The sequence below is a fragment of the Bacillus sp. N12A5 genome (assembly GCF_026790125.1).
Classification (GTDB): Bacteria; Bacillota; Bacilli; order Bacillales; family Bacillaceae; genus Bacillus.
In genome coordinates this window covers 466,152-485,841 of the sequence record NZ_JALAMR010000002.1, presented here as the reverse complement: position 1 = coordinate 485,841, position 19,690 = coordinate 466,152, and the positions used below count along the sequence as shown (strand labels likewise).

Below are 19,690 nucleotides of genomic sequence, written 5' to 3'. Positions count from 1 at the left end.
TCCTACTATAGAATTCATGGAGGCATTTGACAATAGCTGTACTGTATGAATTCAACTCTGAAATCAAATCAAAAAAGTGAAAAAGCAGGACAGATGACCATACAACTTTTTTGTTTTTACATAGGTTATAGTAGACGCTATGCCTACTGATAAAGGCTCTGGCGTAATTAAAAGAGGAGGTTTTGCAATATGTATGGATATGGTTACGGCGGAGGCTGCTGCAGTTATGGTGGTTACGGTTATGGATATGGCTACGGCCGCACATTTGCGCTCATCGTTGTTTTATTCATTCTGTTAATCATTGTTGGAGCTGCTTATTTAGGCGGAGGCTGTTAATAATCGCACAGCACTGAACTTGACCAGCCATCTGCGGCTGGTCATTCGTTCGTTGCACCTTTGTGAGGAAATCCGATATAATTTACATATTAAGCTTTAGGAGTGAAGTTTCTTGATTACTATGGAAAACATCGTACGTGACGGCCATCCAGCACTAAGGGAGACAGCCGAACCTGTTAACCTGCCTCCGACTGATGCAGAAAAACAGCAGCTGGCCGACATGATTGAATTTGTTAAAAACAGCCAAGATCCGGAATTAGCCGAAAAATACAAGCTGCGTCCAGGCGTGGGACTCGCAGCTCCTCAAATTAATATCAAAAAACGAATGATCGCCGTTCATGCAGAGGATGCTGCCGGAAAGTTATACAGCTATGCTTTGTTTAATCCTAAGATCGTCAGCCATTCAGTTGAAAGAAGCTACTTAACAAGCGGCGAGGGCTGCCTGTCTGTTGACGAAGCAATCCCTGGGTATGTTCCCCGCTATGCTCGCATCAGGGTAAAAGGAACAACCCTTGAAGGAGAAAACATTGATATTCGTTTAAAAGGATTTCCGGCTATTGTATTTCAGCATGAGATTGATCATTTGAATGGCGTTATGTTCTATGATCATATTGATAAGGAGAACCCTTTCAAAGAACCTGAAAATGCAATCGCGATTGAGCGCTAAACGAAAAAACGGCTGGCACAGTGCCAGCCGTTTCTTTATTTTAAAAGGCCTAATTCTTTGACAGCGTACGCAATTCCATCTTCGTCTACCGGCTTCGTGACAAAGTCCGCAATTTCTTTCAATTCAGGAACAGCATTTCCCATAGCTACGCCTGTCCCGACATATTCAATCATTTGCAGATCGTTTAATCCGTCGCCGAATGCATATGTATCGCTGATATCAAACGGAAGACGCTCGATCACTTTTTTGATTCCTTCCGCCTTTGAGCCCCCGTGAGGCAGTACATCAGTCGAAAGTTCATGCCAGCGCACGAGATCAAATTCAGGAAAAGCGGCATAAGCTTTTTCTTCTTCATCCTGGCAAAATAATAGAAGCTGAAATATTTCTTTTCCTTCATAGAAAAGGTCATCAGTTTCCGGATAATCGGTTTTCAGGCTGCCGATTCCCTCTAAAACATGAGGGTGATCTGCAACAGTCGCTTTCATCGTGTCTTCAGCCATAAACACAACAGGATGTTTCCCCTCTCCCGCTTGCTGTAATAATCGTCTGATTGCCTCTTCAGGCAGCGGATTTTTATAAATCACTTGATTTTCAAAGACAACATACTGCCCATTATAGGAAATAAACGAGTGTATGCCCAGCTCCTCCAAAATCGGTTTAACCATAAACGGAGACCGTCCGCTGGCAATAAACACATGATGTCCTTGGCGCTGCAGCTCTGCAATCGTTTCTCTCGTACTTTCCGGTATATTCTTGTCATGATCATATATCGTACCGTCAATATCAAAAAAAATTAATTTTGAATTCATCGTAACTTCCCCTTTATCATCTTGATCTGCAATTCCCACCCTCATCATACAGAAAGATTGCCATTCAGCAAACTATTTCGTTTAAAAAGCACAATAGATTCCATTAATAACCACGAAAAGTCTTCCTCAATCTTCGTATACTATTTGTATAAAACAACTCTGGGGCAAGTATGTAATGAAAGGAGGGACTAACTAATGCTGCGCAAATTAAGAAAGAAACTCAGAAGACAATGGAACGGAATGCTTCGCAAGAAAGCGATTGCCTGACAAGGGATCTTTCACTTTTCGATAGGTCCTTATTTTGCTCAAGGCTTTCCTTATATTCCGTTTTCGAATATAATAGAATGAGCGAGTCTAACATACGGCATTTAAGGAGAGATTTGGATGATTTATAAGGTATTTTATCAAGAAAAGGCTGACGAAGTACCTGTTCGGGAAAAGACAGATTCACTTTATATTGAAGGCGTATCTGAGCGTGACGTCAGAACAAAGCTGAAAGAAAAGAAATTGAATATTGAGTTTATTACACCTGTTGATGGTGCATTCTTAGAATATGAGCAACAGAGCGAAAATTTTAAAGTATTGGAGTTATGAGCGGTATGAAATTTGTAAAAAATGATCAGACTGCTGTTTTCGCCCTCGGAGGGTTGGGCGAAATCGGTAAAAATACGTACGCGGTGCAATTTCAGGATGAAATTGTACTGATTGATGCAGGGATCAAGTTTCCCGAGGACGAACTGCTCGGCATTGACTACGTTATCCCTGATTACACGTATTTAGTCAAAAACGAAGATAAAATTAAAGGTCTTTTTATCACCCACGGGCATGAGGACCACATCGGCGGTATTCCATACCTGCTCAGACAAGTAAATATTCCTGTTTACGGCGGTAAACTCGCGATCGGCTTACTTCGGAATAAACTTGAAGAGCATGGATTATTAAGACAAACGAAACTGAATATTATCGGTGAGGATGATATCGTAAAGTTCCGCAAAACGGCTGTGTCATTTTTCAGAACAACACATAGTATTCCGGACTCTTACGGTATCGTTGTTAAGACGCCGCCAGGAAACATCGTACATACTGGAGATTTCAAATTCGACTTTACTCCAGTCGGCGAGCCGGCAAACTTAACGAAAATGGCCGAAATCGGCAAAGAAGGCGTTTTGTGCCTCCTTTCAGACAGCACAAACAGTGAAAACCCGGAATTCACCATGTCTGAACGCCGTGTCGGAGAAAGCATTCATGACATTTTCCGCAAGGTGGACGGCCGAATTATCTTCGCTACATTTGCGTCGAATATTCACCGCTTGCAGCAGGTAATTGAAGCTGCTGTATTAAACGGAAGAAAAGTTGCCGTATTTGGACGCAGTATGGAATCGGCTATTGAAATCGGACAAACTCTCGGATATATTAACTGTCCTAAAAATACCTTTATTGAGCATAACGAAATCAATCGTATGCCTGCCAATAAAGTAACAATTTTATGTACAGGAAGCCAAGGGGAGCCGATGGCGGCGCTATCAAGAATTGCAAACGGCACACACCGCCAGATTTCAATCAATCCTGGGGATACTGTCGTATTTTCTTCATCCCCAATCCCAGGCAACACAATCAGCGTAAGCCGTACAATCAACCAGTTGTATCGTGCGGGGGCCGAGGTCATTCACGGACCACTTAATGATATCCATACATCAGGACACGGCGGACAGGAAGAACAGAAGCTGATGCTTCGTTTAATCAAGCCTAAATTCTTCATGCCGATTCACGGTGAGTACAGAATGCAAAAGATGCATGTCAAGCTTGCAACAGATTGCGGCATTCCTGAAGAAAACTGCTTTATCATGGACAATGGTGAAGTGTTGGCTCTTAAAGGCGATGAAGCTTCAGTTGCCGGCAAAATTCCATCCGGTTCAGTCTACATTGACGGAAGCGGCATTGGTGATATTGGCAATATCGTGCTTCGTGACCGCAGAATCCTTTCTGAAGAAGGACTTGTTATCGTGGTTGTCAGCATTGACATGGACGACTTTAAGATTTCAGCAGGACCTGATTTGATTTCCAGAGGGTTTGTGTACATGAGAGAATCTGGCGACTTGATCAATGACGCCCAAGAGCTCATTTCAAACCACTTACAAAAAGTAATGGAACGAAAAACGACTCAATGGTCTGAAATCAAAAACGAGATTACAGATACACTTGCGCCGTTCTTATACGAAAAAACAAAACGCCGTCCGATGATCCTTCCGATCATTATGGAGGTTTAAAAAAAGATGCACTCTTGGGAGTGCATCTTTTTTATTGCAGTGAAATATGCTGAAATGCCTTTACATCAAATAATCCTGTTGTCGTCATTTTAATATCAGGAATGACGGGCAAAGCTAAAAACGAAAGCGTCAAAAATGGATTAAACCCGCCTGTGAAACCGATGAACGGTAATTTATCGTGCAGCGCCAGCAAGCTCTCATTTACCTGTTCCGCGGATTGGTCGGATAATAACCCTGCAATCGGCAGCGGAACCGAATGTAGCTCTTCTCCATTTTTGATTATCGTTAATCCTCCCCCCATTTCCTGCAGCTTATTAACTGCAGCCGCGATATCGGCATCATTTGTACCGACGGCAATAATATTATGGGAATCGTGCGAAATGGTTGTGGCAATCGCTCCGCTCTTGAATCCAAATCCTTTCACAACACCAAGTCCGGTTTCTTCTAATCCTTTATGCCGCTCAACAACTGCGATCTTCAACAAATCAAGGTCAGTGTCAGCTTCAAAAATGCGTGCATCAGGAGCCGGAACATGTACCAATCGTGTTTCAAGCTGGTTTGGAATGATTTGAATCACATTGATTTGCTGATTTGAATTGATTGGCATGTGAAAATTCTGTTCTGTAAGAGGACCAGCAAGCTTAACTGAATGGAGCAGTGCCGGTTCTGGAATTGCAGCTTGAGCGCTATCTTGATATACTGCTTTACTGCCTTCAGCAACAGTCTGCCCTTTTACCATTGTCATTGTGACAGTGACGTTTTCCAGATCAGAAACAAAGAGCAAATCAGCGTCAAAACCAGGGGCAATCGCTCCCTTTGTATCTAACCCGTAGCATTCGGCTGCATTAAGGCTTCCTAATTGATAGGCTAAAAACGGGTCAAGCCCAGCTTGAATTGCCATTTTCACTTGATGATTTACACTTCCCTCTGACAATAAATCATCCACATGCTTATCATCTGTACAGAAAAAGAAACGGCGCGCGTTCTTTTCATTCACCGCGGGAAGCACTTTTTGAGTGTTTTTTGCAACTGATCCTTCACGCATCATGACATACATGCCTCTTCTAATACGATCAAGAGCTTCTTCCTTCGTTGTTACTTCATGATCGTTTAAGACAAATGCCGTTCTATAAATGTTAATGAGATCTGTTGATAAACCGGCTAAATGGCCGTCAATCCGCTTTCCTGCAACACGGGCATCGAGCAGTTTCTGAACCATATCGTCTTCACCCTGCTGAACCGACACATAATCCATGACTTCAGCCAGCCCCAAAACCTCTTCCTCTCCATAAAAAGGCTTTAAATCGGCAGCTCTGAGTACTGCGCCTGATCGCTCAAAGCTTGCGGCCGGCACACTTGAGGGAAGCATAAAATGAATATTCAGCGGTGTTTGCCGAGCCTGTTCAATCATAAAGGCAATCCCTTTGTCACCGGACACATTCGCTATCTCATGCGGATCGGCAACAACTGTCGTCACTCCATGCGGCAATACCGCTTTAGCGAATTCAATTGGTGTAACCATTGATGATTCAATATGTACATGTCCATCAATAAAACCCGGAACAATCATTTTTCCCTCTGCATCAATGGTCTTTTCGCCTTCATACTCGCCGAGGCCTACAATGACTCCATCTGTAATCGCAATATCTTCATGGATCCACTCTTGGTTAAATACGTCCATGATTTTTCCGTTCTTAATGACGAGATCAGCTTTTTGTCTTCGGGCTGAAGCGTTCAGCCTATTGACCAGCGTTTCTTTATTCAAATAGGCCCCTCCTCTTTTTTATTATATGGTACAATATGCTATCGGAACGCCTATGCTTAGTCAATAAAATTTTAAGAAATTGGCGCTCATTTCATTAAAGTTGTTATATTCTGATAATATTTAAAAAACCGCCCTTTCCGGACGGCTTGATTTACTGTTATTTTGTATGAAGAACTCTTTTTTCAAAGCGGGAAATGTCTGTAACCGATCCAATGACGATGAGAATATCTTCTTGATGTATGACTTCAGTTGCAAGCGGCGATACGATGACTTCCTTGCCCCTTTTTATGGCTACGATATTAATGCCGTATTTCGCACGGATATCTAAATCAAGAAGCGTATTTCCGGCAAGGCGGCTGTTGGCTACGATTTCAACAAGACTATGCTCCTCAGAAAGCTCCAAATAATCAAGTACATTGTTGGACACGATGTTATGCGCAATTCGTTTCGCCATATCGCGTTCCGGGTGGACAATATGGTCCGCACCGATTTTAGACAGCACTTTTTCATGATAATCGTTCTGGGCCTTAACTGTAATTGTATGGACACCCAGCTCTTTCAGAATAAGAGTCGTTAAAATACTCGCTTGGATATTTTCTCCAATTGCAACAATGACATGGTCAAAATTTCGCAGGCCTAAATTTTTTAAGACAGATTCATCTGTTGAATCACCGATAACGGCGTGAGATGCGATCTTGGCATACTCGTTGACTTTATCTTCATCAATATCCATCGCCATAACCTCGACGCCCTCTTCACTTAATGCTTTGCAAATACTGCCTCCAAAACGGCCGAGTCCAATTACCGCAAATTCTTTTTTCATAGTGATGCTCCTTTACCTGACATCATATTGATCAAATTTTATCATATTCTTTTGTAACAGTGTTAATCTCGTTATCCTTTTGGCAGCGAATTCATATGCCGCTTGAGTTTTTCAGCAAATGCCGGTGATAAGTACAGCTCTGCTCCGCGTTCAATTTCACTCTGATAGTGCTGAGGCGGGGCGGTTTCCGCATCTTTTTGGAGAACAAGAAAGGTTAAGCAGTCTGTGTAACGCCTTCCGCCTGCTTCAACATCTACAAATGCCGGGCGATACGTAAGTGATTCGACACCCTCCCTTTTGTATAGGTAGGAGAGCGCAGAAAAAGGGATACGATATAAAATACCTTCTGTTATTCCTCCGTCTTCCATCATATCCGCTCTTGAGCCGTCTTCCCTTTTTAGCGTGAAACGGGTTGTGTATCCTTTTAAAACGGCTCTTCCCACTGGATCTTGAAAATAATGATCGACACCAGCCTTTTGAAAACGTGCATTGTCCATACAGGACCCGTAGGCAAAATAATAAACAGGATCTTGCGATTTGCTGATCATCTGATGTTCTTTCCAGTCGCCGCTGCTTATTTTCGGAAAGCCGGTACAATCGTCTTTGTTCATAAAATAAACAAGTGCTTTTTTGTTCCCGCCATCTGTTTCCGCAAGCACCGTTTGTTTATGGTAACCTTGAAAAAATTGATCGAGCTTATGTATACATAATTCATCTGCTTCATATACCTCGCCGCATATATAGCCCTCACCAGCCAAAACGGCTGCAGGCCCCTCATTTGCGGCAAACAGGCATCCTTTCGTTCTCGCCTGTTCATTAATACATGCCGATTGCGCAAGTAAATGATGATCTTTTTCATGTTTTCTTAATGTCCCGTATACAAACAGAAGCGAGTTCATCTTATTTTTCCCCTCTCAGCCGTCTGATGTTAAAGGCAAAACAACTTGAAAGACGCTGCCTTTCCCAGCTTCACTTTCAATTTTCAATTCTCCGTTATGTTCCTTCAAGATCCTTAAACAAATGGCAAGTCCTAGTCCGGTGCCTTTTTCCTTTGTCGAGTAAAAAGGTTTGCCAATCTGCTTAAGTTTTTCCTGCGGCATGCCGTTTCCTTCATCTTTGACGCTGATTACTGCGTGAGAGGCTGTCTTAGCAGTCGTAATGGTTACGACACCGCCTTTTGGCATTGCCTCAATCCCATTTTTAATGATATTGATAAAGACCTGCTTCAGCTGATTTTCGTCCCCGTTAATGATACTGCCGTCTGTCTCTTCAAAATTTTTTTCGATCACGATATTGGACAAAATAGCATTGGTATCAAGCAATGTCGTGACTTGTTTCAGAATCTCATTGAGCTGATGCGTTTTAAATGAGATCGCCTGCGGTTTTGCAAGCAGCAACAGCTCGCTGAGCACCGAATCGATTCTTTTAATCTCTGAAAAGATGATGTCAAAATAGCTTTTTCTGTCCGGATATTGTGTTTTCATAATCTGAAGGAAACCGCTGACAGATGTTAAAGGGTTTCTGACTTCGTGTGCAATCCCGGCAGCAAGTTCACTTGTGATGGACAGTTTCTGTGATTCCCTCGCCAGCCGTTCATTAATCTCAATAAGCTCATCTTCAGCCTCTTTTCGCTCAGTGATATCTGACATTGTACCGAGGCTGCCTGTAAATTGGTCATCTCGGTCGTAGTAAAGTTTATAATGAACTTCTCCCCAAAAAATCGTGCCGTTCTTTGTCACATATTTTGCGGTAAACATGCCAGAAGACGCTTTGTTTTGGATTTGGGTGTTAATGTGGTCGGCTACGTGCTTTTCTTTTATGAAGTAATCATTATACATCGTTCCCATACATTCACTGATTGAAAAGCCCGTTATTGATGCCCACGCCTGGTTTAAATATGTAATTTCGCCTTTTGCATTCGTTTGAAATACGATTTCCTGCAGATTATCCATGATGCGGTTTTTTTCTTCAGAGAGCTGTTTATACTTCCATTCATTATCCTTCATTTTCTTAACCAGCTGCTGTTTTTCATCTACATAGTAAGCCAGCATCCAGACACTTACGAGCGTGACTGCAGTATACACAATATCAACAGGCCAATTAATCGGGTTTTTGCCTATAAAATAAAATAAATAATCCCAAAACATAATAAAAATCATTGCCAAGATGATGGAAATGATACGCGCTTGATATTTTCTCATATGACCACCTGCCGCTTGTGTTTCTCTACTTATTGTACCATTCTTCGACAAATAATTGAGTAAAATATGTAAAGTATCCCAAATCATTCATTACCGGGTGTTCATGGTGTTCTATCTTAGGCGGCGGTAATCAGAAATTGGCACGCAAAAAAAGGCGGAGATGCATCGCTCCGCCTTTTTCAATATCGTATTATTCTTTTAAAGCGGCTTGAATTTCCTCAAGGAGCAGCTGTGCACCCTCAGGGCTTAACGTAATTTTACCGTTGCCGTATTCTTTATTTTCTGACGTGATTTCTCCGGTCATTAAACAAACGCCATGAGGTTTGTACTTTTTCAAAATAATTTTATCTCCGTCAACAAAAAACTCAATGCTGTCTTTAATAGCAATATCCAGTGCCCGTCTTAATTCTATGGGCATAACAATACGGCCTAATTCATCTACTTTTCTTACAACACCTATTGATTTCATAAAAACCCTTCTTCCTTTAAATGTTTCTTTTCTCATGTAATATTTAAGGATGTACCTCAATATATCGTAGACGTACGAAACTTAGAAAAAGTTTCCCGCTTTCTATAAGAATCACAAGATATTTTTTCCATAAAACCGAAAAATGTATTACTTCTGTTACACAGTTCCATGATTTTTTACAAAAACATTTCTTTCCCGACGCACACCCCCACAAATCGCTTTATTTGTTAGAAACTTTAAATGTAGAATCATATAAAATCAGGATAGAGATTGGGTGAAAACATGTTTCAATCAACTGAAATCGGGATTGACTTAGGAACAGCTAATATACTTGTTTACAGCAAAAATAAAGGGATTATTTTAAATGAACCATCTGTTGTCGCAGTGGATACAACGACAAAAGCAGTCCTTGCAATCGGGACTGACGCAAAAAACATGATCGGCAAAACGCCGGGAAAAATTGTCGCCGTCAGACCAATGAAGGATGGCGTTATCGCAGACTATGATATGACAACCGATTTGCTAAAGCATATTATGAAAAAAGCCGCAAAAAGCATCGGCATGACGTTCAGAAAACCGAACGTCGTCGTTTGCACACCGTCAGGATCAACAGCAGTAGAACGCCGCGCCATCAGTGACGCGGTGAAAAACTGCGGTGCGAAAAATGTCCATTTAATTGAAGAGCCAGTAGCTGCCGCAATCGGAGCGGATTTACCGGTTGATGAGCCGGTTGCCAATGTGGTAGTAGACATCGGCGGAGGGACGACAGAGGTCGCGATCATTTCCTTTGGCGGCGTTGTTTCCTGCCACTCTATCAGAATCGGCGGAGACCAGCTTGATGAGGATATCGTTTCTTTCGTCCGAAAAAAATATAATTTGCTGATCGGCGAGCGTACAGCTGAGCAGGTAAAAATGGAAATTGGCCACGCCCTGATTGAGCATGTGCCCGAAGCAATGGAAATTCGGGGACGCGACCTCGTGACAGGCCTTCCAAAAACCATTATGCTTCAATCTAACGAAATTCAAGATGCCATGCGTGAATCTCTCCTGCATATTCTTGAAGCCATCAGAGCTACACTTGAGGACTGCCCGCCTGAATTGAGCGGTGATATTGTTGACCGTGGCGTTATTTTAACAGGCGGCGGCGCGCTCCTTAATGGGATAAAAGAATGGCTCACAGAAGAAATTGTAGTTCCTGTACACGTTGCGCAAAATCCGCTTGAATCTGTGGCAATCGGCACAGGCCGTTCTTTAGAAGTGATCGATAAGCTTCAAAAAGCGATTAAATAGCCTTTTCCTGCAAAAATCTCACATATAGTAAATTTCTTGCTTCTTTTTTCCTCTCTCCCTTCATATTGTGGGAAATGGAGAAACGTTAAGGAGGAAACAGATGCTAAGAGATTTAGGAAGAAGAGTAGCGATTGCAGCCATTTTAAGCGGAATCATTCTTGGAGGCATGAGCATTTCTTTGGCAAATATGCCCCATTCGCCTGCAGGCGGCACTGTAAAACTGAATCATCCATAAAACCGGAAAACCCAAGACATGTTGTTTTGGGTTTTTCACATTGGCCTCCTTTCTTTCCTTTATTGAATTATATTTGATATGATGAGAAAAAAGCTTGAGGAGGAATGATTTATGGATTCATTTTCACAGAAATTAAATACATATGCACAGCTGGCGGTAGAGGTTGGCGTAAACGTCCAAAAAGGCCAGTATGTAGTTGTAAATGCTTCTACAGACGTACGGGATTTTGTCCGCTTAATAGTGAAACATGCATATGAAAAAGGGGCAAAAAATGTAACAGTAAATTGGCAGGATGACGAAGTCGCCAAATTAAAATATGAACTCGCGCCGTTTGAAGCATTTGAAGAATATCCTGAATGGGAAGCAAAAGGAAGAGAAGAGCTTGCTAAAAAAGGGGCTGCTTTCATCTCTGTTGTGTCATCTAACCCGGACTTACTAAAGGGTGTCGATTCCAAGCGGATCGCTGCATTTCAAAAAGCAGCAGGTGAAGCATTACATACATACAGACAATATATTCAATCGGACAAAGTCAGCTGGACGGTCGTAGGTGCGGCATCAGCGGGCTGGGCTCAGAAAGTGTTTCCTGGCAAATCAGAGGAGGAAGCGATTCAGCTTCTGTGGGAAGAAATTTTCAAAGCAACGCGCGTAAACGAAGATAACCCGGTTCAAGCTTGGATCAAACATGATCAAAATCTGCATGAAAAAGTTGACCATTTGAACGAGAGACATTACGCTGCTTTACATTATCAAGCAAAAGGAACTGATTTAACCATTAAGCTGCCGAAAAAGCATGTTTGGGCAGGCGCAGGAAGCGTGAATGAAAGCGGCCATGAGTTTATGGCCAATATGCCGACAGAAGAAGTGTTTACACTGCCGCAAAAAGACGGGGTCGACGGAGTGGTATCGAGCACAAAACCGCTAAGCTACGGCGGAAATATTATCGAAAACTTTACCCTCACGTTTAAAAATGGCCGTATAGTCGACATTAAAGCCGAAAAAGGTGAGGACATTTTAAAAGAATTGGTGGAAACAGATGAAGGCTCTCACTATTTAGGTGAAGTGGCACTTGTTCCTTACGATTCTCCTATATCACAATCAAATATTCTTTTCTATAACACATTGTTTGATGAAAACGCGTCAAATCATTTAGCGATCGGCAGCGCATATGCCTTTAACATTGAAGGCGGAAAACAGATGTCTCGGGAAGAGCTTGTCAAAGAAGGCTTAAATGAAAGCATCACACACGTGGACTTTATGGTTGGTTCTAAGGATATGAATATCGACGGAATTACGGCAGACGGAAAAAGAGAGCCTATCTTCAGAAACGGTAATTGGGCTTTTTAATCAACAAAAGGAGGCTTTTCGCCTCCTTTTTATTTTTCCGCTTCATACATTTGCAGATTGGCATAAACGGTTTCTAATATAGGCGTTGCAAGTGATAAACGTTTTGCTTTTTCAAGCAAAAATCCGTGCAAGTGGTCACCTTCAGTCGTTTGGCCGTTTTCCATATCCCGAAGCATGGAGGACTTCATATGATAAGACATGCTTGTCATCGTCCGGAAGCTCTCTTCTTCAAGATTCGGATCAGCCGGAACGCCTTCTTTTCGTAAAATAGCGCCAATTTCCCCAATAAGTTTTTTGGCCGTGTGACGTCCGCCTTCTGTTTTGAGAATCGGGCCAAGCGGTCGTTGAAATAGCGTTGTGATCCCCGCCTGCGCTGCAATGAAGAGATACTTTTTCCATATGTCCTTCTCGATATTTCCGCTGATGATGACTTCTGCCTTCACGCCTGAAAATGCCTCTCCAAGCGCTGTTATTCGTTCCGTACGCTCGCCGTTCCATTCTCCGAATACAAAACGATGCGATGCGCTCGTATGATGAATTTCTCCCTTGCTGTCTAAGGCGCTTTCTATAAAACATAGGCCGCCCAGCACCTGTTCTTTTGAAAATGCCGTGAACAGCTGCTCGTAATGCCGGTATCCGTTTAAAAACGGAATAATGACAGTTTCGCGATGGATAAACGGTTTGACATCGTCTATCACTTGACCAAGTGAATATGCTTTAGAAGCGATGATAACAACATCAAACTGCCCTGTTTCTCCGGCACTGATAAGTGAGGGCTGAAATGATACATTCCCCTTTTCGCTATGAATGACAATCCCGGTTTCTTTTAACTGCCCAGCTCTTTTTTGACGCACGAGAAATGCCACATCATTACCTTTCTCTGCAAGCCGTCCGCCAATATATCCGCCTACTCCTCCAGCTCCGACAACTAAAAACTTCATGCTGTGGTCCCCTTTCATATTTATGTATCAAAAAAAGCAGAGACATCTCTGCTTTTTTTATTACGCGTATAGTTCAGTCAGTTTTTTCTGCACATCAGCATTTTCAAGGAACTCGTCATAGCTCATTTGCTTATCGACGATGCCGTTAGGTGTAATTTCTATAATTCTGTTGGCAATGGTCTGAACAAACTGATGGTCATGGGAAGTAAACAGCATAGCGCCTTTAAAGCTGATTAAGCCGTTATTGAGCGCTGTAATGGATTCTAAGTCTAGATGGTTGGTCGGCTCATCCAATATTAAAATATTGGCGCCAGAAAGCATCGCTTTCGACAGCATACAGCGAACTTTTTCTCCCCCGGAAAGTACATTTGCTTTTTTGTGGACTTCTTCTCCGGAGAACAGCATGCGACCTAAGAAACCGCGTAAAAAGCTCTCACTTTGGTCATGAGGAGAATATTGGCGAAGCCAGTCAACAAGATTCAAATCACTGCCTTCGAAATATTCGCTGTTGTCTTTCGGAAAATACGCTTGGGATGTAGTGACGCCCCATTTAAACGTTCCGCTGTCAGCTTCCATTTCCCCGGAAATGATTTTAAACAGTGTAGTAACAGCCAGTTCGTTGCGGCCCGTAAAAGCAATTTTATCTTCTCTATTCATAATAAAGCTGACGTTGTCGAGTACCTTTACGCCATCGATTGTTTTCGTTAAGCCTTCAACCCGAAGCACATCATTTCCGATTTCCCGTTCAGGCGTAAAGTTAACGTAAGGATAGCGGCGGGAAGACGGTTTAATATCATCCAGCGTAATTTTTTCGAGAAGTTTCTTTCTTGATGTTGCCTGCTTAGATTTAGACGCATTGGCGCTGAATCTAGCGACAAACTCTTGAAGCTGTTTAATTTGCTCTTCTTTTTTCTTGTTCGCTTCTTGAGAAAGCTTTAACGCCAGCTGGCTTGATTCGTACCAGAAATCATAGTTTCCGACATAGATTTGGATTTTGTTAAAATCAAGGTCAGCGATGTGCGTACACACTTTATTTAAGAAGTGACGGTCATGGGATACGACAATAACTGTGTTTTCGAAGTTAATCAGAAATTCTTCCAGCCACTGGATTGCCTGAAGGTCCAAGTGGTTCGTCGGCTCATCCAGCAGCAGAACATCCGGCTTGCCGAATAGCGCCTGCGCCAAGAGCACTTTTACTTTCTCTGAACCGCCAAGGTCTTCCATCTTCTTCGTATGAAGGTCTTCTGAGATTCCGAGGCCTTTTAAAAGGATCGCAGCTTCACTTTCCGCTTCCCAACCGTTCAGCTCTGCAAATTCACCTTCGAGCTCAGCCGCACGAATTCCATCCTCATCTGAGAAATCAGGCTTCATGTAAATGGCGTCTTTCTCCTGCATGACTTCATACAGGCGTTTGTGGCCCATAATGACCACTTTCAGCACTTCATGCTCTTCGTACTCAAAATGGTTCTGTTTCAAGATGGCAAGACGCTCGCCGGGACTCATATGAACGTCGCCTGTCTGAGGCTCAATCTCGCCTGATAGCACTTTCAGAAACGTTGATTTACCGGCACCATTTGCACCAATTAACCCATAGCAGTTGCCTGGGGTAAATTTAATATTGACATCTTCAAATAACTTGCGATCCGCAAACCGCAAGCTTACATTATTTACAGCAATCATTTATTATCCTCCATCATGTCTATCATCATTAAAAGTATACCATGAATACAGGGCAAGAGAAATGATTCCCTGATAAAACAGAGAGAAAACACGTATACACTCAAAGCGGCCAGCATGTTACAATGAAGCAGAGAGAATGCATCCACCTGGAAAATTACACACTCTCATGGAGGAACACGTTGAGGCTTTTAACACTTATTGAATACTGCTTATTGATCTTTTTTACGGGCTTTTACCTTGCCGTAACAGGTTTTACCGCCAAAGATATCGGCTTATATATCGGCATAGCCCTCATTTACATATTTTCGCACGTTTTTTCTAAACGTTTTTTAGAAAAGCGCGGAAAAGAGAACAAACAGGTTCACCTTTTCTTCAGTGTGCTGGCCATTATCGGTTCAGTGTTCATCACGGTACTATGCATTGCATTAGTTGCTTCTATTTCAAATTAAAAAACGCCTGCTGTCCAAAGGCCAGCAAGGCGTTTTTATTTTGTTTGACGCATTTCGTTAAACGGGAAAAAGACAAACTTTGATGTGCCGACAATCCGGTCTTCCGCAATCAGTCCCAGTCCGTTTCGGCTGTCCATAGAATTCAGCCGATTATCTCCCATGACAAAATATTTGCCTTTTGGAACCTTTACCGGTCCAAAGTCGCCGGTCAGACTGACGCCAAGTTTTTCTGCTTCCTTTTTGTTTTTAGACAAGTAAGGCTCGGCTACTTTTTTTCCGTTTATATAAAGCGTGTCATCCTTCATTTGAACGGTTTCTCCAGGCTTTCCGATCAATCTTTTTACATAGTGGACTTTTGATGTCTCACCATTGATAATGACGATATCTCCGCGGTCGAGCTCACCGATATAGTTCACTGTTTTATTCACAAACAGTCTTTCTCCGTCATGTAATGTGGGATACATAGATGAACCTTCTACTAAATAAGGTTCAAACAAAAAATGACGGATAAGGAGAGCCAACAGAACAGCGATGACGATCGCTTTTCCCCATTCCAAGTACGTATTGGTTTTTTTCTTCGCCGCTTTTTCAGTTTTCGTGTTTTTTTCCTCGGTCAACGTGTTTCCTCCATCCTAGACGATTGCTATGTCAGTTGTTTCTCTTCTTTTACTTTATCATAAATGATATTAAAATACATAACTTAACCGCGCTCCCGCAAGCAGGATAAAGAAAAAGCGTCCTTTCGAATCAAGGACGCTTTTTTCTTATTTCTCTGTAACAGTTTTTTTTACAATACCGAGGATAACGGCCATCACGACAGCACCGATCACGATACTTAATAGGTAAAGCAGCGGATGGTTTGTAATAAAGGCTACGAATACTCCTCCGTGAGGGGCCGGAAGCGTTACGCGGAAGAATTCAGTTAATCCGCCGGCAACAGCTGCACCGACTACAGCAGCCGGGATAACGCGAAGCGGATCAGCTGCAGCAAACGGAATTGCTCCCTCTGTTACGAAAGCAGCACCCATGAAGTAGCATGTAATACCTGCTTCACGGTCACGCTGAGAGAACTTGTTTCGGAAAATTGTTGTTGCAAGTGCGATACCTAGCGGAGGAACCATACCGCCGGCCATGATTGCTGCATGAGGCGCATAGTTGCCTGCATCAATCATCGCGATACCGAACGTAAAGGCTGCTTTATTAAGCGGGCCCCCCATATCGATCGCCATCATACCGCCCAAGATAATACCCATTAATACAAGGTTTCCAGTACCAAGGCTTTCAAGCCAGTCTGTTAAGAAATTCATAAATGCCGCTACAGGTGTGTTCACAACGAAACGCATGATAATACCAGTTAAGAATATACCAAACAGCGGATAAATTAATACAGGTTTCAGTCCGTCAAGTGATTGCGGAATAAAAACGAATGCTTTTTTCAAAAGAACAACGATATAACCAGCCAAGAATCCGGCAATTAATCCGCCTAAGAATCCAGCATTTGCTTGGGAAGCCATAAATCCGCCGACCATACCAGGTGCAAAACCAGGACGGTCTGCAATACTCATTGCGATAAATCCGGCAAGAACAGCCACGATTAATCCTAACGCATTGTCACCGCCGATAAACTTCAGAGCTGCAGCAAACGTGTTGTAAGTAGGATCATCCGGATTGGAAGAATTAATTCCCCAGAAGAATGAAATCGCAACGAGTATACCGCCGCCGACTACGAACGGAAGCATGTTGCTGACACCGCTCATCAGATGCTTATAAAACGCGCTTCCGATGCCGCCGCCAGACTTGCCTCGCGCTTCATCTTCATCATTGGAAGCTGAAGAATCGCCGCCACTGCCTTGATAAATAGGCGCATCTTGATTCATCGCTTTTTCGATAAGCTCTTGCGGACGTCTGATACCCGCCGTTACAGGAACTTGAAGTACGCGTTTGCCTTTAAAGCGCTCCATTTCAACCTGCTTGTCCGCTGCGACAATGATTGCAGGCGCATCTTCAATTTCCTGTGCAGTCAGCTTGTGCTTAATACCGCTTGAACCATTTGTTTCGACCTTGATTTCTACACCAAGCTCTTTCGCTTTTTCTTTAAGAGCATCCGCAGCCATGAATGTGTGTGCAATACCTGTCGGACATGCCGTAACAGCCAGGATTTTTCCTTTTCCGGCAGGTGCTGGTGCCGCTTCTTCTTCCTCTTCCTCTTCGTCATCATCTTTATCATGCTGATTAATAATATCGATGATGGCATCCTCTGACTCAGCTTCAAGGAGCTGCTTGCGGATTTCTTCACGCATTAACAGTGTTGAAAGTCTTGATAATGCTTCAAGGTGAGTGTTATTTGCGCCTTCAGTTGCCGCAATCATGAACACCAAATGAGCCGGCTGGCCGTCTAATGATTCATAATCGACACCGTCTTTTGAACGTCCGAACGCAATCGCCGGGTTGATTACACTTGCTGTTTTCGCATGGGGGATAGCGATTCCTTCACCGATACCCGTTGAGCTTTGGCTCTCGCGATTTAAAATGGCTTCTTTGTAGGCTTCCCGGTCATTTAATTTTCCAGCCTTATCAAGAACAGTGACCATTTCGTCAATAACATTTTCTTTTTCTTTGCTCTCAATATTAAGCTTTATCGTATGCTTCGTTAAAAGCTCAGTTATTTTCACTTTTGTTTCCTCCTCTATAGACGTGTGACCTTAACTTCAGGAAGAAGCTGCTGGACGAATTCTTCTGTTCCAAGTTCTTCAGAGAACGCGGTAGCACTGCCTGACGTCACTCCTAAGCGGAATGCTTCTTCAAGCGGCAGCTGTTTGGAAATGCCGGCAAGGAAACCTGCAACGACGGAATCTCCCGCTCCAACTGAGTTTACCAATTTCCCCTTTGGCACGTTGGCAAAATATGTTGCTTCGTTCGTAAACAGAAGCGCTCCGTCTCCAGCCATGGATACGATTACATGTTCAGCACCTTGTTCTACAAGCTTTTTCCCGTAAGGAACAGCTTCTTCAACTGATGTAATCGTCGTACCGAACATTTCTCCCAGTTCATGATGATTTGGCTTCATCAAAAACGGTTTCATTTCTGTCGCTTTCAAAAGCGCCTCGCCTGAGATATCCAGCACAACTCGCGCGTTCTGCTGTTGGCAGGCTTTTGCGATTTTTTCATAAGTATCGTGAGGCAGTGAAGATGGAATGCTTCCTGCAAGGACGACGATATCTCCCTCTTGCAAAGATTGGAACTGTTCTAAAAAGGCTTTGAAATCTTCATCAGAAATATTCGGTCCCTGCCCGTTAATTTCAGTTTCATCACCAGTTTTCAGCTTTACATTGATACGGGTATCTCCTTTTACTTCAGAAAAAGCTGTTTCCAGGTTTTCTTCCCGTAAAAATGTTTTGATATATTCTCCGGTAAATCCGCCGACGAACCCGAGCGCTTTAGACGGTACATGATGTCTTTTCAGCAGTCTCGATACGTTGATGCCTTTGCCCCCAGGATACTTTGTATCGTATGCAGAACGGTTCAGGCCTCCTACAGTAAAATCTTCAACGTGAACAATATAATCGACAGATGGATTAAGTGTTACAGTGTAAATCATGGTTTCACTACCTTTACGACAGTTTTTTCTTGGTAATTATCGAATGTAAGCTCTTCAGCGTCAGTCGTAATGATTGTTGCGTCGCCTATTCCGGCAAAAGCCGAAAATGAAATTTCTCCGAATTTCGAAGGGTCTGCTAAGACGTAAGCGTGTTTTGCCTGTTTGACAGCTTTCTGTTTTAATAGGGCCTCATCAGGGTCCGGGGTTGTGAATCCAGCCTCTGTATGGACACCGTTTGTTCCCAGAAAACTCTTGTCGAATCTGTACTGATCCATGGCAATCAGTGAAGCGCCTCCAATAACCGCGCCCGTTCTGTGCTTTACGTATCCTCCAAGCAGATAAAAAGAAATTTCTTTCCTTATTAATGCATCGATATGCATCACTCCGTTTGTGACAACGACAATATCTTTGCTTTTATCCATAAAATCAATCATGTGCAAAGTCGTCGTGCCTGCATCAAGGTAAATGCAATCCCCTTCTTCTATAAGGGAAGCTGCTTTTTCAGCAATCTTCAACTTATCGTGAAGGTTTTTGGATGATTTTTCAAGCATATCGGGTTCAAGTCTGATATCGGAAAGCTTGGCCGCTCCCCCATGAACACGCTTTAAAAAACCGCGTTCTTCAAGTGTCGATAAATCTCTTCTGATTGTTGATTCAGAAGCATTTGTAAGACTTATGAGCTCTTGAATTTTCACCACATCATGCTTTTCTATTTGATCAATAATCAATTGATGCCGTTCAGGAGTTAGCATGCTTCACCTCCTAATGAAAACGTATTCATTTTGAATACAATTTCATTGTAAACGCTATTTTCAG

Annotated in this window: 20 protein-coding genes; 8 read left to right on the top strand and 12 right to left on the bottom strand. The window is 42.8% G+C overall.

Going from position 1 to position 19,690, the window contains the following annotated elements:
• Nucleotides 1–189 precede the first annotated feature (189 nt).
• Nucleotides 190–336, top strand: coding sequence for a YjcZ family sporulation protein (locus MOC09_RS02905; RefSeq protein ID WP_268361916.1), 147 nt, complete (start codon nucleotides 190–192; stop codon nucleotides 334–336).
• Nucleotides 337–448: 112 nt separating this feature from the next.
• A complete protein-coding gene (gene def, locus MOC09_RS02900) occupies nucleotides 449–1,003 on the top strand; it encodes a peptide deformylase (RefSeq protein WP_268361914.1) in 555 nt (184 codons plus the stop codon).
• Between the two features lie 35 nt (nucleotides 1,004–1,038).
• Here the strand turns inward: def and MOC09_RS02895 are convergent, their stop codons facing one another.
• Entirely contained in the window at nucleotides 1,039–1,812 is a 774-nt protein-coding gene (locus MOC09_RS02895; protein ID WP_268369491.1) for a Cof-type HAD-IIB family hydrolase, read from the bottom strand.
• Between the two features lie 384 nt (nucleotides 1,813–2,196).
• Between MOC09_RS02895 and rnpZA the strand changes: the two genes are divergently transcribed.
• Both rnpZA and rnjA read left to right on the top strand, forming a co-directional pair.
• Nucleotides 2,197–2,406, top strand: coding sequence for an RNA polymerase subunit omega 1 (gene rnpZA, locus MOC09_RS02890; protein ID WP_268361909.1), 210 nt, complete (start codon nucleotides 2,197–2,199; stop codon nucleotides 2,404–2,406).
• Between the two features lie 5 nt (nucleotides 2,407–2,411).
• The gene (rnjA, locus tag MOC09_RS02885; RefSeq protein ID WP_268367392.1) at nucleotides 2,412–4,079 is read left to right on the top strand and encodes a ribonuclease J1; all 1,668 of its coding nucleotides are present in this window, start codon (nucleotides 2,412–2,414) and stop codon (nucleotides 4,077–4,079) included.
• A gap of 31 nt (nucleotides 4,080–4,110) precedes the next feature.
• On the opposite strand, the gene ade is transcribed toward rnjA, so the two are convergent.
• From ade to abhA, 5 genes are all read right to left on the bottom strand, one after another.
• Entirely contained in the window at nucleotides 4,111–5,844 is a 1,734-nt protein-coding gene (ade, locus tag MOC09_RS02880; RefSeq protein ID WP_268369489.1) for an adenine deaminase, read from the bottom strand.
• A gap of 157 nt (nucleotides 5,845–6,001) precedes the next feature.
• On the bottom strand, nucleotides 6,002–6,667 hold the full coding sequence (gene ktrC, locus MOC09_RS02875; protein ID WP_003222311.1) for a Ktr system potassium transporter KtrC: 666 nt from the start codon (nucleotides 6,665–6,667) through the stop codon (nucleotides 6,002–6,004).
• A 71-nt stretch (nucleotides 6,668–6,738) separates the two neighbouring features.
• Nucleotides 6,739–7,566: a gamma-glutamylcyclotransferase gene (locus MOC09_RS02870; protein WP_268361901.1), complete on the bottom strand. Its 828-nt coding sequence runs from the start codon at nucleotides 7,564–7,566 to the stop codon at nucleotides 6,739–6,741.
• Nucleotides 7,567–7,581: 15 nt separating this feature from the next.
• Nucleotides 7,582–8,868: a two-component sensor histidine kinase KinC gene (kinC, locus tag MOC09_RS02865; protein ID WP_268369487.1), complete on the bottom strand. Its 1,287-nt coding sequence runs from the start codon at nucleotides 8,866–8,868 to the stop codon at nucleotides 7,582–7,584.
• A gap of 190 nt (nucleotides 8,869–9,058) precedes the next feature.
• Nucleotides 9,059–9,337, bottom strand: coding sequence for a transcriptional regulator AbhA (abhA, locus tag MOC09_RS02860; protein WP_003244728.1), 279 nt, complete (start codon nucleotides 9,335–9,337; stop codon nucleotides 9,059–9,061).
• Nucleotides 9,338–9,619: 282 nt separating this feature from the next.
• Here abhA and mreBH point away from each other — a divergent pair, with 282 nt between their 5' ends.
• The 3 genes from mreBH (at nucleotide 9,620) to MOC09_RS02845 (ending at nucleotide 12,206) form a co-directional block, all read left to right on the top strand.
• Nucleotides 9,620–10,627, top strand: a complete 1,008-nt coding sequence (gene mreBH / locus MOC09_RS02855) for a cell shape-determining protein MreBH (protein WP_268361117.1) — start codon at nucleotides 9,620–9,622, stop codon at nucleotides 10,625–10,627.
• A gap of 100 nt (nucleotides 10,628–10,727) precedes the next feature.
• On the top strand, nucleotides 10,728–10,862 hold the full coding sequence (locus MOC09_RS02850) for a protein YkpC (protein WP_003238865.1): 135 nt from the start codon (nucleotides 10,728–10,730) through the stop codon (nucleotides 10,860–10,862).
• A gap of 111 nt (nucleotides 10,863–10,973) precedes the next feature.
• Nucleotides 10,974–12,206: an aminopeptidase gene (locus MOC09_RS02845; RefSeq protein ID WP_268361115.1), complete on the top strand. Its 1,233-nt coding sequence runs from the start codon at nucleotides 10,974–10,976 to the stop codon at nucleotides 12,204–12,206.
• 29 nt (nucleotides 12,207–12,235) lie between these two features.
• Here MOC09_RS02845 and MOC09_RS02840 read toward each other — a convergent pair whose 3' ends face one another.
• Entirely contained in the window at nucleotides 12,236–13,147 is a 912-nt protein-coding gene (locus MOC09_RS02840) for a ketopantoate reductase family protein (RefSeq protein WP_268361113.1), read from the bottom strand.
• Between the two features lie 60 nt (nucleotides 13,148–13,207).
• On the bottom strand, nucleotides 13,208–14,827 hold the full coding sequence (locus MOC09_RS02835) for an ATP-binding cassette domain-containing protein (protein ID WP_268361111.1): 1,620 nt from the start codon (nucleotides 14,825–14,827) through the stop codon (nucleotides 13,208–13,210).
• A 179-nt stretch (nucleotides 14,828–15,006) separates the two neighbouring features.
• Between MOC09_RS02835 and MOC09_RS02830 the strand changes: the two genes are divergently transcribed.
• Complete coding sequence (locus MOC09_RS02830; protein WP_268369486.1) at nucleotides 15,007–15,276, top strand: hypothetical protein; 270 nt, start codon at nucleotides 15,007–15,009, stop codon at nucleotides 15,274–15,276.
• A gap of 35 nt (nucleotides 15,277–15,311) precedes the next feature.
• On the opposite strand, the gene sipT is transcribed toward MOC09_RS02830, so the two are convergent.
• The 4 genes from sipT to MOC09_RS02810 form a co-directional block, all read right to left on the bottom strand.
• Nucleotides 15,312–15,893 carry a signal peptidase I sipT gene (gene sipT, locus MOC09_RS02825; protein ID WP_268361108.1) on the bottom strand — a complete coding sequence of 194 codons (582 nt, stop codon included), beginning with the start codon at nucleotides 15,891–15,893 and terminating at the stop codon, nucleotides 15,312–15,314.
• Nucleotides 15,894–16,040: 147 nt separating this feature from the next.
• Nucleotides 16,041–17,948 (bottom strand): PTS fructose transporter subunit IIABC, encoded by a 1,908-nt coding sequence (locus MOC09_RS02820; RefSeq protein WP_268369484.1) that lies wholly within the window; start codon nucleotides 17,946–17,948, stop codon nucleotides 16,041–16,043.
• 14 nt (nucleotides 17,949–17,962) lie between these two features.
• Nucleotides 17,963–18,874 carry a 1-phosphofructokinase gene (gene pfkB, locus MOC09_RS02815; RefSeq protein ID WP_268361104.1) on the bottom strand — a complete coding sequence of 304 codons (912 nt, stop codon included), beginning with the start codon at nucleotides 18,872–18,874 and terminating at the stop codon, nucleotides 17,963–17,965.
• On the bottom strand, nucleotides 18,871–19,626 hold the full coding sequence (locus MOC09_RS02810) for a DeoR/GlpR family DNA-binding transcription regulator (RefSeq protein ID WP_268361103.1): 756 nt from the start codon (nucleotides 19,624–19,626) through the stop codon (nucleotides 18,871–18,873). The genes pfkB and MOC09_RS02810 overlap by 4 nt, the downstream gene beginning before the upstream one ends.
• Between the last annotated feature and the right edge of the window lie 64 nt (nucleotides 19,627–19,690).

What these genes read in the sequence shown, in the direction of transcription:
- MOC09_RS02905 (WP_268361916.1), top strand. Translation starts at nt 190, where the DNA reads ATGTATGGATATGGTTACGGCGGAGGCTGCTGCAGTTATGGTGGTTAC.
- MOC09_RS02895 (WP_268369491.1), bottom strand. Translation starts at nt 1,812, where the DNA reads ATGAATTCAAAATTAATTTTTTTTGATATTGACGGTACGATATATGAT.
- rnpZA (WP_268361909.1), top strand. Translation starts at nt 2,197, where the DNA reads ATGATTTATAAGGTATTTTATCAAGAAAAGGCTGACGAAGTACCTGTT.
- rnjA (WP_268367392.1), top strand. Translation starts at nt 2,412, where the DNA reads ATGAAATTTGTAAAAAATGATCAGACTGCTGTTTTCGCCCTCGGAGGG.
- ktrC (WP_003222311.1), bottom strand. Translation starts at nt 6,667, where the DNA reads ATGAAAAAAGAATTTGCGGTAATTGGACTCGGCCGTTTTGGAGGCAGT.
- MOC09_RS02870 (WP_268361901.1), bottom strand. Translation starts at nt 7,566, where the DNA reads ATGAACTCGCTTCTGTTTGTATACGGGACATTAAGAAAACATGAAAAA.
- kinC (WP_268369487.1), bottom strand. Translation starts at nt 8,868, where the DNA reads ATGAGAAAATATCAAGCGCGTATCATTTCCATCATCTTGGCAATGATT.
- abhA (WP_003244728.1), bottom strand. Translation starts at nt 9,337, where the DNA reads ATGAAATCAATAGGTGTTGTAAGAAAAGTAGATGAATTAGGCCGTATT.
- mreBH (WP_268361117.1), top strand. Translation starts at nt 9,620, where the DNA reads ATGTTTCAATCAACTGAAATCGGGATTGACTTAGGAACAGCTAATATA.
- MOC09_RS02850 (WP_003238865.1), top strand. Translation starts at nt 10,728, where the DNA reads ATGCTAAGAGATTTAGGAAGAAGAGTAGCGATTGCAGCCATTTTAAGC.
- MOC09_RS02845 (WP_268361115.1), top strand. Translation starts at nt 10,974, where the DNA reads ATGGATTCATTTTCACAGAAATTAAATACATATGCACAGCTGGCGGTA.
- MOC09_RS02840 (WP_268361113.1), bottom strand. Translation starts at nt 13,147, where the DNA reads ATGAAGTTTTTAGTTGTCGGAGCTGGAGGAGTAGGCGGATATATTGGC.
- MOC09_RS02835 (WP_268361111.1), bottom strand. Translation starts at nt 14,827, where the DNA reads ATGATTGCTGTAAATAATGTAAGCTTGCGGTTTGCGGATCGCAAGTTA.
- pfkB (WP_268361104.1), bottom strand. Translation starts at nt 18,874, where the DNA reads ATGATTTACACTGTAACACTTAATCCATCTGTCGATTATATTGTTCAC.
- MOC09_RS02810 (WP_268361103.1), bottom strand. Translation starts at nt 19,626, where the DNA reads ATGCTAACTCCTGAACGGCATCAATTGATTATTGATCAAATAGAAAAG.